The 13,758-nt window shown below is 37.5% G+C and carries 14 protein-coding genes; all 14 read left to right on the top strand.

The window, feature by feature from the left end:
• Positions 1-162: 162 nt before the first annotated feature.
• Positions 163-2,346, top strand: coding sequence for a phage tail protein (locus E4100_RS00470; protein WP_209315192.1), 2,184 nt, complete (start codon positions 163-165; stop codon positions 2,344-2,346).
• Complete coding sequence (locus tag E4100_RS00475; protein WP_135269794.1) at positions 2,346-2,714, top strand: hypothetical protein; 369 nt, start codon at positions 2,346-2,348, stop codon at positions 2,712-2,714. The genes E4100_RS00470 and E4100_RS00475 overlap by 1 nt, the downstream gene beginning before the upstream one ends.
• Positions 2,715-2,824: 110 nt before the next feature.
• Positions 2,825-4,009, top strand: a complete 1,185-nt coding sequence (locus tag E4100_RS00480) for a hypothetical protein (RefSeq protein WP_135269795.1) — start codon at positions 2,825-2,827, stop codon at positions 4,007-4,009.
• The gene (locus tag E4100_RS00485; protein WP_135269796.1) at positions 4,002-4,919 is read left to right on the top strand and encodes a discoidin domain-containing protein; all 918 of its coding nucleotides are present in this window, start codon (positions 4,002-4,004) and stop codon (positions 4,917-4,919) included. The genes E4100_RS00480 and E4100_RS00485 overlap by 8 nt, the downstream gene beginning before the upstream one ends.
• Before the next feature lie 11 nt (positions 4,920-4,930).
• Positions 4,931-6,397, top strand: coding sequence for a hypothetical protein (locus tag E4100_RS00490; protein WP_135269797.1), 1,467 nt, complete (start codon positions 4,931-4,933; stop codon positions 6,395-6,397).
• A complete protein-coding gene (locus E4100_RS09270; RefSeq protein WP_167792032.1) occupies positions 6,398-6,541 on the top strand; it encodes a hypothetical protein in 144 nt (47 codons plus the stop codon).
• Positions 6,542-7,897: a hypothetical protein gene (locus E4100_RS00495; protein ID WP_135269799.1), complete on the top strand. Its 1,356-nt coding sequence runs from the start codon at positions 6,542-6,544 to the stop codon at positions 7,895-7,897.
• A gap of 59 nt (positions 7,898-7,956) precedes the next feature.
• Entirely contained in the window at positions 7,957-8,373 is a 417-nt protein-coding gene (locus E4100_RS00500; RefSeq protein ID WP_135269801.1) for a phage holin family protein, read from the top strand.
• Positions 8,374-8,403: 30 nt separating this feature from the next.
• Entirely contained in the window at positions 8,404-9,105 is a 702-nt protein-coding gene (locus E4100_RS00505; RefSeq protein ID WP_135269802.1) for an N-acetylmuramoyl-L-alanine amidase, read from the top strand.
• Between the two features lie 126 nt (positions 9,106-9,231).
• Positions 9,232-9,462 carry an SHOCT domain-containing protein gene (locus E4100_RS00510; RefSeq protein ID WP_135269804.1) on the top strand — a complete coding sequence of 77 codons (231 nt, stop codon included), beginning with the start codon at positions 9,232-9,234 and terminating at the stop codon, positions 9,460-9,462.
• Between the two features lie 50 nt (positions 9,463-9,512).
• Positions 9,513-11,072, top strand: coding sequence for a recombinase family protein (locus E4100_RS00515; protein WP_135269806.1), 1,560 nt, complete (start codon positions 9,513-9,515; stop codon positions 11,070-11,072).
• Entirely contained in the window at positions 11,069-11,494 is a 426-nt protein-coding gene (locus E4100_RS00520; RefSeq protein WP_425596604.1) for a recombinase family protein, read from the top strand. Before E4100_RS00515 ends, E4100_RS00520 begins: the two co-directional genes overlap by 4 nt.
• Before the next feature lies 1 nt (position 11,495).
• Complete coding sequence (locus E4100_RS00525) at positions 11,496-13,067, top strand: recombinase family protein (RefSeq protein WP_068557035.1); 1,572 nt, start codon at positions 11,496-11,498, stop codon at positions 13,065-13,067.
• A gap of 316 nt (positions 13,068-13,383) precedes the next feature.
• Positions 13,384-13,758 (top strand): ArsR/SmtB family transcription factor, encoded by a 375-nt coding sequence (locus E4100_RS00530; RefSeq protein ID WP_005584884.1) that lies wholly within the window; start codon positions 13,384-13,386, stop codon positions 13,756-13,758.

Consider the following 13,758-nt stretch of genomic DNA (forward strand, 5'->3'; position numbering starts at 1 on the left):
TCGTACGGAAGAAGAAACATGGCTTATGCCAATTGGTTTATTGATGGATTTATGGGAGTGTCACAAGCAATTTCTTGGTATCACAAAACCGAAACGGGAATTGTACATCGATGACATTATCCCATATGGGATTTGATTTCATGAAGAAAGGAAGCGGCATGCATGGCGGATAACTTTGGTTTAAAAATAGGAATCGAGGGTGAAAAAGAATTTAAGAACGCCATTCGTGACATCAATCAATCATTTAAAGTGCTGGGTAGCGAAATGAAGCTCGTATCCTCGGAGTTTGATAAAAATGATAAAAGTCTTCAAGCCATGACTGCCCGTAATGAAGTTTTAAACAAGTCTATTGATGCACAGAAAGAGAAAATATCTATCCTCGAAGCGGCCCTTAAGAATGCCTCCGATAGTTTCGGTGAAAACGATAGAAGAACTCAAAGCTGGGCAATCCAACTTAACAATGCTAAAGCAGAACTGAATGGCATGGAGCGGGAATTGGAACAATCCACAGATAGTGCTGACGATCTCGGCGATCAACTGAAGGAAGCAGGGGATGATGCAGAAAAATCCGGAGGAAAGTTTGATAAGCTCGGTAATACCCTTAAGGGTGTCAGTGTTGCAATGGGTGCTGCAGCTGTTGCCGCCGGTGCTGTTGCCTTTAAGCTAGGCAAAGAAGCAGTTGATCAATTCGGTGAACTGGAGCAAAACCTAGGTGGCTCTGAAGCAGTGTTTGGGAAATATGCGGCTTCGATTCAAAAAACCGGTGAGGAGGCCTACAAAAACCTTGGTGTGTCTCAGAGTGACTATTTGGCCACAGCTAATAAGATGGGTGCATTGTTCCAAGGTTCCGGCATCGAACAACAAAAAAGTCTTGAACTTACTGAAAAAGCAATGCAGAGAGCGGCTGATATGGCATCTGTCATGGGTATTGATATGTCTATGGCTATGGAGGCTGTCACAGGTGCGGCAAAGGGCAATTTCACTATGATGGATAACTTGGGCGTTGCCATGAATGCCACAAATATTGAAGCCTATGCCCTTGCAAAAGGATTAGACTTTACTTGGGCAAGTGCCTCACAAGCTGAAAAAGCTGAAGTTGCCATGCAGATGTTCTTCGAGAGCACTGAGCAATATGCAGGAAACTTTGCCAAAGAATCAACACAGACTATTTCAGGCTCAATCGGGCTTTTGAAAGCCGCAGTTGGATCATTTACAGCAGGACTTGGAAATGCCAATGCCGATATGACCAATTTGACGCAAAACCTCGTAGACGCTTTCCAGTCAGTTGTCCTTAATATTGTACCAATCTTAGAGAATGTTGTTACAGCTCTACCTGCAGCAATGGATACTATTCTTCTTGCTATTAGTGACCTTCTGCCTGTTTTTTTAAGTACCGTGACGGATCTCTTCAGTCAGGTTCTTGAAACACTCTTTAGTCTGCTTCCTGAGCTAATTCCAGCAGCTGTAGATGCTGTTATGACAATCATTGGAGCACTCATTGAGAACCTGCCACTTTTAATTGATGCAGCTGTACAGCTTATTGCTGCTCTTGTCGAAGGTTTAGGGTTGGCTTTACCTGATCTGATTCCAGCGGTGATTGAAGCAGTCATTTTGATTGCTACCACTTTAGTTGATAACATGAGGTTAATTCTGGATGCTGGTTTTCAGTTAATTAGTGGACTGGTTCAAGGACTTTTAAATGCACTCCCTACACTAATAGAAGCTTTACCCCAAATCATCGACAGTATTGTTAGTTTCATAACCACAAATTTGCCAAGACTTATTGAAATGGGGGTCCAACTTACTATCCAACTTGGTAAGGGCTTGATCAGAGCTATTCCGCAGATTGTAGCTCAATTGCCACAAATCATATTTTCAATCGTCAGTGGACTTACAAAAGGAATCCCATCCATATTTGAGGTCGGGAAAAATATCGCAAGAGGGTTATGGGAGGGTATTGCATCAATGATCGGCTGGCTTGGTGATAATGTAAAAAATATGGTCAATGGTATTGTTGGCGGTGTTAAGAAAGCTCTTGGCATCAATTCTCCCTCAAAGGTATTTGCTGCAATTGGCGCTAACATGAGTGAGGGTATTGGGGAAGGTTTTATCAATGCAATGAGCGGCATAGAAAAGGACATACAGAGTGCAATACCTACTGTTTTTAATCTTGATACTAGACTCAATATTGATGACTCACTTCAAGGTTTTAATTTTAATAGAGACATGACTTCAATAGTTCAACATACAGGTGTTATTGAGGTTAGAGGGATAAATACAAAGAATGAGCTAACTGGTGTGGTTGAAATTATTATGGACCAGTTTAGAAGGGAGGCTAGAATCTGATGATTAGACTTGAAAATTACAATGGAGAAGTCCTATCAAGGATTCTTAAGGACCTCTCTCCATTTGAATATGTTTCGAATCGTGTAGTAAATCGACTCTTGGACGGAAGTTATCACGTTCAGGTGATTGGTAGTCCTCTTAAGAGAACGGTAGGTACTATCGTATCGAGTTTTAGACAGGCAGAAGAAATCAACCGTATAATTGACATTGGTGCTCCACTTATTATGATTTTTCTTGATAAAAAATATATAGTTTACATCGATGAGAATATTTCTTGGAAACGGATAAATTTTGCCCACGGTAATCTAGATAAAAGCCTTTTTGAAGGAACAATTAAAATGGTTCTTAAAGAGGAGGTGTCTCTGTGAGAAGTGTTACCGCCCACTTGAATGAAAAGTTAACAAGTTCACAGCAAACCCTAGCCAACAAGGCTGATCCAAAGATGAGCATAAAGGTAAGTAGGGCAAGGACCACCGTAATGGATTCTGATTACTGGACTGTTGAAACTATAAGGGTAGCAGATAATTTAGGAGATATATCCTTGGCAGCAAGGAGACGAGTTCCCTATGGAGCTCCGGACAGCATCTATGAGATTCACATAGAAGGCGGTATCATAAAGACATCCATTAGAAAATATCCTGACTACTTTAAGCTTGGCTGGGTTCATCAGTTTGAGCTTGGAGAAGGTAGCGCAGTGGCCATAGCCTTTAATGGAAACTGGCAGCTTCATAGAAGAAAATGGAGACTTGCAACGGATGAGAAGCCCTTTATATTTTGGGTCGATACTCAAGGGATACTATGGAGTCAACTATGGGATTTAAGTGAGACAAAAAGGCATATTGCCTCCTTGGTTACGAAAGTCAAAGCTATAAGAGGTTGGGAAAATGTGAACTTCCCAGATAAGGATCAGGGGATCATCGTTTCCTATATTAAAACCGATGGGAAGGTATATTATTCAAGCTACTGCCAGACAATTGATTTTACAAATGTGTGGGAGCCTGAAAGACAACTTGCTGAGTTCACTGGTACTGCCATTTCACACAATATGTTTATCACAAATGACTTTAGAATGGGGTTTACCATTGAGGATTCGTTAGGAAACATACACTGGATGGTCACAGAAAGAAATTGGGCAGGTATGGCAATAGAACAGCATACTATAAAAGTTCTTGATGGCAATGCAAAAGCAGAACTTGTTGAGGTTACCTATCATGATGTGTTTGAGCCAGCAGAAACCATTAGGGTTTACACCCCTTACTCAACTGGCTTAGAGATTATTTTTCATGATGTTTATAACAAGTTTTTATGGATTGAGAACATTGATGATGGAAATGGAGACTGGGGAAGAACTCTACAGTTTGAAACTCTTTATCCAATTTATGAGATACAAGTGCATAATTTATTGCTAGAAGATGTATATTTTGGAGTGGTTATACCTGTAGGAAGTATAACATACCTAGGTGAGAACAAGTATCAAGTTTCAGTAGCTGATGATACTCTAGTTGGTATGAACAATGCTCTAGGAAGTGTTAGATTAACAGTTAAAAATCTTATAACACAACTTGGTCTGATGATGGATGATTTTTCTATTGAATTTATACCAATAAATTTGGTACCAGTAGAAATACCACTACCTGTGGTAGAGGAGGTGTGGAATGAGTAAGAGTGAGGGAAAGAAGATTGCCATTAGATTTAGTGACAAGGTAATGGGAAACCTTGTGCTACTGCCTAAATTACCGTTTATGGTTGGAAAGTTTATAACGCTATCTGGTTTCTGCAAGGCAAGTAGTACTTATTCATCATACTATTCTTCAAGTGCATTTGACGGGTCTACTTCCTCATCTTGGAGGACAAGAAATTCAGGTGAACAATGGATTCAAGTAAATACACTAAGACCTATAAGACTTGGTGGCTTTAAGTGGTATATTGGAAGTGAACATAGACCAAAGGATTTCAAGGTACAAGGAAGTGATGATGGAGTCAACTGGATTGACATTTTTACTGGAACTTGTGAGAATACTACAGGATGGAAGGAATACTACTGGCAGTATTGTGATGCTTATCTTTACCATAGATGGGTTTTGACTACTAGATATTCAAGCTATATTTATATCTATGAAATAGAGGCATTTGTTCATGATGAAAAAGCTATTAAGATAACTGGATTACAAAGAGACTTTGTCGGTGGTCCATTGAAAGAAATAGACTATGTCATTAAGAAAATTGAACACCACCCTACTGTAGAAAATGCTATTCTAATAACTTTACACGATAACTATCAAGAAGCTTTTGACGAAGTAGAAGGGGCAGTAACAATTCAGTATAAAGGTCAACTTGGAAATCTTATCGGGTATGGAGGTGCTTTAGAGGATTTTACTGTGGGTTTTTATCCAACAGACTTAATTAAATCTCCCAATCCCGGAATTGAAGAAAGATTGACTGTTGGAGTAAATAGCATAACAAACTTAATACAAATAGACTATCATAATGTAGATGACATCTTCGAGAGAATAAGGGTAGTTGGAATTACAATAGCAACTCAGTTGATTTATTCAAGTATTGAAAACCCATAGGAGGAATAAGTATGAAAGCAGAATTAAAACCAAAATTTCACAATAGATTTGACATCGTAGTAACTAATGTAGAGACAGGTGAAGTAGAATTAAGAGGACAAGCAGAAAATATAGTTCTTAATAGAATGTATACTAGACTTGTAGCATTTGGTAGCTTTTTTACCCAAATTGTGTTTGGTACTGGAAGTGGAACCTTAGACCCAACCAGAACAACATTGTTTAACCGAGTGGGCAATAAGGCATGTTCCGATGTAGAACTAATAAGGGCATTTCCTGTATCTAAATGGACTAGATTTATAAGGCTTGAAGCTACTGAATTTAACGGAAACATCTTAACAGAAGTTGGTATAAGCGAAGCTTCAACTGAGGTAAACACTCATGCCATGATAACAGATGCAGAAGGAAACCCATTATCCATAGAAAAGACACCGGTTAGAATCATTGATATTTATGCCACAGTATTTGTAGAATTTGATGAATTTACAAATGGTGGTGAATGGTATACGACTCTTAGAGATTATCTTGCTGGTGCAGGAAGCGTACCCTCTAACACCTTGGCCATATCAACCAGCAAATATCTATGCCAGCCAAATGTTGGTATGAGTGCCACAGCTACCACAGATGCTGTAGCAAGAACCAGAAAACTAAATTGTCAGTTCAGTAACTATGTAGTTCTTGGAATCGAGGCTACAGGTAATAGATATTTTGGAAAGACATTCAAGGATAGAAAACTTGATATTCCAGTGGATAGGCTAGTTTGGGCAGGTATTGGCTCTTTTCCTGTATCCTACGATGGAGATATGACTTATGAGTATGTTGTTTCATCTGAAGAAGCTGCGGCTAATAAATTATTTCTAAACTTCAAAGACACTAATGTTGAAGAAGTGAAAATTAATGGCAATGTAATCACAGACTATTATTTCACAGAATTTGGAGATTTCAATTATTCAAGTAATGATTTTAGCTTTTTAGATGTACTAAGTGTTTCAAGCCACAAAAAATGGCAAGATGTCATTAATACTCATTACTATGATACTGGAATCATTGGGAGTACCGTTCAGTGTGGTGTGGTAGAACTTTATTCAGAGGAAGGATTTAATTTTGTAATAAGTTTCAAAACGAGTCAAGGCTATGCTAGAAGCTATTATGACTTTGCCACAAAAGATAATCTTGGGGATGCTTGGGTAAACTACATTACTGGCCTTGGAAATGCCACCATGGATACCACCTTTAGATATATCTATATCAACACCACCCAGAAGTATATGAGAATCAATTGCTATATTACAGAAGGCTATGGAAGCATGACAATATTTAACTGGCAAAGCTACTTGCTTCCAATAATGAAATTTAATACAACAGTTCTTCAAGAGGGGGATGTTGTCCTTATTAAAAGACATCATATCAATGAAATTCCAAAGGGTACAAATTATCTGCTTAATGCGGAGGCTGTTCTAGCCTTTGGGGAGGGGATATAAATGAAGAAAGGTAACATAAAATGTGAATGTGGTCAGGAGTTTTATTATGAAACCATTAGAGACTTTGTGGTCTGTATAAAATGTGGGAAAAGACATGAACTAAAGATTGAGTTTCTAGAGGATATAGGTGAAGTGGGTGATTAGATGGAACTGGTTTTTTCAACTGCAGGAATAGTCGGTAAAGGAAAATACCCTGACTTTCTTCAATTTCCAAAGACAGAAGGACAGCTATTTTATCTATTTGGAGAAGAACTCCATGGGAAATCATCAGAAAAACTGAATGGAGAGTATAACTCCCCCAACTGGCTCACTCCTATAAAGGTCAGTCCGGATGTTACAATCAAGCAGATGGAGCTTCAAATCCTTCAGGGATTCGGTGTTGTAGGGAGTTATAGAACTTCTGATACCCATAAGCTATTAATATACGAATTTGCTTTTGAAATGGGAAGATATCTTAATAGCGGTTCCATTAAGCATTCCATGGATACCTCTATATCTTCTTTCACCTTAAGCCTTGATAATCCATTAAATGAAAATCCTGAGTATCAAGGTAATGTAGCCATTTCAGAAGAATCTAGTCTTCTTTCTCCTGGAAGCAAGGTGGAATTTGAATTAGTTATGGGAGATAGCGAACCTTTCCCAATGGGGGTTTTCTATGTGGACAGAAGCAATTTTTCTATTCTATCTGAAACGGTCAGTGTGGATGGTAGAAACATAATCGGGAAAGCGCTAGGTGATCAAAGTTTTGATGAGGAAAACTCATACCCTTACATGGTGCTCCATGAGACATTAAAGGATATATTGTTTAGGGCAAACATAAGTTCAGATGAAATGCTTGTGGAAAACACCAGCACTTATGCAGGATATCAGTTTGATGAAAATATGAGTTATCTTGAAGGAATCATGGAGATATTAAAGGCACTAGATGGTTGGCAAGTAAAAGAACTTGTAGATGGAACGGTAGTAATAGGTTCATCAAACTATGCTGGCTTTACAAGAAATACTACCTACACCTTTCACAGGGGTAAAGACATTTTTACAAGAAGCATTGTACGGGATGATCAAGAAGCCTATAGACGAGTATGCGTACACAACCAAGATTTCTCAGTTAAGGTCTATAGGGATGTTGAAACATACTCTGGATGGAACTCGCAGGCAAACAAAACTCTTTATGTAAATGTACCCGAAGGAACTACAGCAATTGATGCACAAAACTATGCTAATCAAATTGCTCTTAGCCTTCAGTATGTTGGTAAGATCGAGAGTTTCACTGGCCCATTTCGACCGCAACTTATACTTGGCGACGAAGCAGTAATCGTTAGTGATAAAGGCTCATATAACCTTGGACTTATTACAGAAATTACTCACAGATTTGGGAAGGATGGTTTCTACACTGATTTTACGGTGGACAGCGGTGGAAGGCTTGGAAAGGGAAGACTTAGTGACTACATCGGGAAAATAACAAAAGATAAAACTAGCAGTAGCAGGGTTTATGAATAAGAATCGACGCCTTAAATAGGGCGTTTTTTAATACACAAAAATGAAAGCGAGGAAATTACATGAGAGATATTTGGACTTTTATTCAAATGGCTTTTACAGCGATTGGTGGATGGCTTGGTTGGTTTCTAGGAGGGTACGATGGATTTTTATATGCCCTTATCGCCTTTGTCGTGATTGACTATATTCTTGGAGTGATGAGCGCGATTTTGGAAAAGCATCTATCCAGTGATGTAGGTGCTCGGGGCATTTTTAAGAAAGTCGTTATTTTTTCACTTGTTGGCATTTCCCACATCATTGACCAGAACATTATCGGAGATGGCAACGCTATAAGAACCGCAGTTATATTCTTCTATCTGTCCAATGAAGGAATCAGCATTATTGAAAATTCAACAAGAATCGGACTTCCAGTACCTGAAAAACTCAAAAATATTCTTGAACAGCTAAAAGATGGTGGCGATAAGGATGTTACTAAGTAATGATTTATTACAACGCAGGAGGTAAAATTAGTGAACATTAAAAAACTCATTCTTACGGAAAATGAATGTTATAAAGTGGGTCAGAAAATCAAACCTAAAGGCATCATGGTGCACAGCACTGGGGTTAACAATCCATATCTTCGCAGATATGTTGGACCCGATGACGGACTTTTAGGGAAGAACCAATATAATAACCACTGGAATCAAGAGAAACCAGACGGTAGGCAAGTATGTGTTCATGCTTTCATCGGCAAACTTGCAGATGGGACAATTGCAATATATCAGACACTGCCGTGGAATTATCGAGGATGGCATGCTGGGGGTGAAGCAAACAATACTCATATCGGTTTTGAAATATGCGAAGATGGATTGACCGATGCCGCATATTTTAGTTCAGTTTATAAAGAAGCGGTAGAACTGTGTGTCTATCTTTGTAAGATCTATAACTTGACCGAAAAAGATGTTATTGGCCACTATGAAGGATATCAAAAAGGAATCGCAAGTAATCATAGCGATCCGAAAAATTGGTTTTCTAAACATAGAAAAAGCATGGATACCTTCAGAGCTGATGTGAAAAATCTATTAAGTGAGGGAGAGAAACCTGCAGAACAGGAGACAAAGAAATATTATCGTGTTCAAATTGGTTCGTATTCTGTAAAAGCCAATGCAGAGGCCCAGCTTGCTAAAGCGAAAAAGGCCGGTTTTACAGATGCATTTATAAAGTATGATTAATATTTTTATTTGTGACCCGAGGAGTGTAATAACTCTTCGGGTTTTTTGTTTTTTTAGGGGTTCGAATCACTGGAATTTTTTGCATATAGGTGCAGGGTTTTACCTGTAGAAATGGAGGGGACCTATATGCAGATAACTAAAATTACAGACAAACAAGATCTACTATTAAATTCAAAAAGGAAATATCTAAGTGATGAGGATCTTCAAAGAGAATTTGATTATTATAGAGCAGAAAAACTGCTATATCAAATGCTTGGAATGGGTCTTATTACAAAGGTTGAGTTCAACAAAATTATGCTTTTGAATCGAGAAACTTTCTCCCCGGCTTTAGCCGAGATAATGCCCTTAAATCGTTGATATATAAGAGTTTCAGAGGTAATATGTGACCAACAGAGGGAGGTGAGTCGATGAAAAAGATAACAAAAATAGAAGGAAATAATGACGCATCAATTATCAAGCCTAAATTACGAGTAGCTGCTTACTGTCGTGTTTCTACTGACAGTGATGAACAGTTAGTGAGCTTACAAGCACAAAAATCTCATTATGAGACTTATATAAAGGCAAATTCAGAATGGGAGTATGTAGGACTTTATTATGATGAGGGAATTAGTGGTACCAAAAAAGAAAACCGTTTAGAACTTCTAAGAATGTTATCAGATTGTGAAAACAAGAAGATTGACTTAATTATTACAAAGTCCATTAGTAGGTTTGCAAGAAACACTACAGATTGTTTGGAGATGGTTCGTAAACTATTAGACCTTGGAATTTACATCTATTTTGAGAAAGAGAATATCAATACCCAGTCAATGGAAAGTGAGTTGATGCTTTCTATATTAAGTGGACTTGCAGAAAGTGAATCTATTTCGATTTCGGAAAACAATAAATGGGCAATTCAAAGGAGATTTCAAAACGGAACTTTTAAGATTTCATACCCACCATACGGCTATGACAACATTGACGGTCAAATGCGGGTTAATTCTGAGCAAGCAGAAATTGTGAAGTATATTTTTTCAGAAGTATTATCAGGCAAGGGTACACAGAAAATAGCAGATGATCTTAATCAAAGGGGTATACCTACTAAACGGGGCACTCGTTGGACTGCTACTACTATTCTAGGTATATTAAAAAATGAGAAATATACTGGAGATGCTATATTGCAAAAAACCTATACAGATTCTCGATTTAATAGGCATGCCAACTATGGTGAGAAAAATAAATATTTAATAGAAAATCACCATGAGGCAATTATCAGTCATGAAGTATTTGAAGCTGTGGAAGCTGTACTAAATCAAAGGGCAAAGGAAAAGAGTATAGAAAAGCATAATAATAAATATCAAAACCGGTATGCCTTCTCTGGGAAAATTATTTGCTCGGAATGTGGTAGTACCTTTAAAAGGCGAATTCATTCATCTGGTTCAAGAAAATATGTAGCTTGGTGTTGTAATAAACACTTAAAGCAGATAACAGAATGTTCCATGCAGTTTATTAGAGATGAAGATATAAAGACTGCATTTGTTACAATGATGAATAAGCTGATTTTCGGAAGAAAACTTATTCTACAACCACTATTAGATGCTTTGCGTGGAATGAGCAACTCAGATAACCTTTCAAGAATTCAGGAATTAGAGAAGCAAATTGAAAAAAATGCAGAACAGAGAGAACTGCTTGTAAAGCTTATGGCAAAGGGTTATCTAGAACCTGCCCTTTTTAACAGAGAAAACAATGAACTGCAAATGGAAGCAGATAATTATATGGGGCAAAAAGAAGCTTTAATTCATGCTTTAAATGGAGAATTATCAAAGGTGCAGGAAGTCAGTAACTTAATAAAGTTTACAAATAAGGCTGAAATGATAAATACCTTTAGCGAGCAAATTTTCAATGATTATGTTGAAAAAATTATCGTTTTCTCAAGGGTAGAGATAGGTTTCGTTCTGAAATGTGGAATCACACTAAGGGAAAGGATGTGAGAAAAGTGGCACATACGCCTTATGGCTATAGGATAGAGAATGGAATAGCAGTTATCGATGAAGAAAAAGCTGAAAAGGTTAGGAATTTATATAAGGGTTACTTATCAGGCCTTTCCTTATCGGTCGCAGCAAAGACTGCTGGAATAGATGCTTATCATGGAACTGCTGGAAGGATGCTAAGAAATGAACGTTATCTTGGTGATGATTATTACCCTGCCATCATTGATAAAGAGACCTACGAAAAAGCAGAAGCAGAGAGGGTAAAGAGAGCGAAAAAGCTAGGTAGAATCTTTGAACCCAAGAAAGAAGACAAACCTACTATTTCTAAGAAGTTTACCATAGGACAAGTAATTCAGAAGTATACAAATCCTTTTACACAAGCGGAGTATGTTTATAGCTTAATAGAAAGTGAGGGACAGTAAGATGGCAGTTAGTAAAAATGTAATGATTATACCTGCAATAAAACGCATGGGCAACAATCGAAAAGAAGATGAAACACCAAAACTTCGGGTTGCTGCTTATTGCCGAGTTTCTACAGATAGTGATGAGCAGGCTAGTAGTTACGAAGTGCAGATTGAACATTATACTGAATTTATTAAGAAAAATTCAGAGTGGGAATTTGCAGGGATCTTTGCTGATGATGGTATCAGCGGTACAAATACAAAAAATCGTGATGAATTTAATCGAATGATTGATGAGTGCATGGCAGGGAAAATTGATATGATTATTACCAAATCAATAAGCCGATTTGCTAGGAATACCTTAGACTGCCTACATTACATCAGAAAATTAAAAGATAAAAATATTGCGGTATATTTTGAAAAAGAAAATATCAATACACTGGATGCCAAAGGTGAAATTATGCTAACTATTATGGCTTCCTTAGCGCAACAAGAAAGCCAGTCATTAAGCCAGAATGTAAAGCTTGGCTATCAATACCGATACCAACAGGGAGAGGTAATGGTCAATTGCTCTAGGTTTTTAGGATATACCAAGGATGAGAATAAGCGATTAGTAATTGTACCGGAGGAGGCTGAAATAGTTAAGAGAATTTACCGAGAATATCTTGAAGGCTCCAGTATGGATAAAATTAAAAAAGGACTTGAAGCAGATGGCATACTTACAGGAGCGGGCAAAAAAAGGTGGCATACCAGTACCATAAGGAAGATATTAAGCAATGAAAAATATATTGGTGATGCATTGCTCCAAAAAACTTACACAGTAGATTTTCTTACAAAAAAGAGGGTTGTAAATAACGGTATCGTACCTCAATATTATGTTGAGAATAGTCATGAAGCTATTATCCCGCGTGAAATTTTCATGCAGGTTCAAGAAGAGTTAGTTCGTAGAAGTAGAGGACATATAAGTACTAGTGGAAAGAAAAGAAACTTTAGTTCAAATCATGTATTTTCACAAATTATCTTCTGTGGAGAGTGTGGCGAAATATACCGTAGAGTTCATTGGAATAACCGAGGTAAAAAATCGATTGTTTGGAGATGCGTCAGTAGACTTGAGAATACAGGGTTAGCTTGTCATTCTCGAACCGTGCTGGAGGATATGATAGGCCTTGCTACGGTGGATGCAATTAATAAACTAATAGGGCAAAAGGATGGCTTTTTAACTATCTTAAAGGAAAATATAGAAACAGTGATAAGTGAAACGGACAATCATATTGTTTCCGAGATAGATAAAAAGCTAGAGGAATTACAAAAAGACCTTTTGAGACTGGCCAATTCCAAAGAAGATTATAACGATATAGCCGATGATATTTACAGGCTCAGAGAGGAAAGACATAAGGCTTTAGCAGAAGAAGCAGGCAAAAAAGGCTCCAAGCAAAGACTAGAAGATATGGAAAAGTTCCTAAATGAACAATCCACCCTCCTTGAGAAGTATGATGAGCAACTAGTAAGGAGACTTATAGAGAAAATAACGGTCTATGATGATAAACTAACTATTGAATTTAAATCTGGTGTAGAAATTGATATAGAAAAATAAAACGAATTTGACCGCCGATTGAGGAGAAATACTTCTTGATGGGCGGTTCTTTTCTATTTATACTTGGGGATAATCTAATAAGTGAACTCGTTTCAGCAAGCTGAAACATCGGGGAATCAGATGGAGAGTCTACTCCACCTGATTAAAACCCACCTACGCTGCGCTTAGAGGTGGCGGTCTTGACCGTAAAGCTAAAAGATAAACACACTTGAACAATTACTCATATGTTTTTATTGACAAACGGAGAATTGAGGTTTATAATATATATGAAAGCTTATTCAAGTGTTCAATTGAATGATAAAGAGGTGATATAAATATGGCAAAAAAAATTCAACCAATTGAAAGATGCGACTGTGATGTAATACATGAGGAAATTGTAAATAAAGTGCGAGAAAAAATGCCTCAAGAAGAAACTCTATATGATCTAGCAGAACTATTTAAAGTTTTTGGAGATTCAACAAGAATTAAGATACTCTGGGCATTAGATGAATCAGAGATGTGCGTTTGCGATATTGCATTCTTATTAAATATGACCCAATCAGCAATTTCACATCAGCTAAGAGTCTTAAAGCAGGCTGAACTAGTAAAGAGCAGAAGAGAAGGAAAGATTGTATTCTACTCTCTTGAAGATGAACATGTAAAGCAAATATTTGACCAGGGATTAATTCATATTTCAGAAGAAAGTAAGTAA

Source organism: Soehngenia longivitae, assembly GCF_004684055.1.
Classification (GTDB): domain Bacteria; phylum Bacillota; class Clostridia; order Tissierellales; family Tissierellaceae; genus Soehngenia; species Soehngenia longivitae.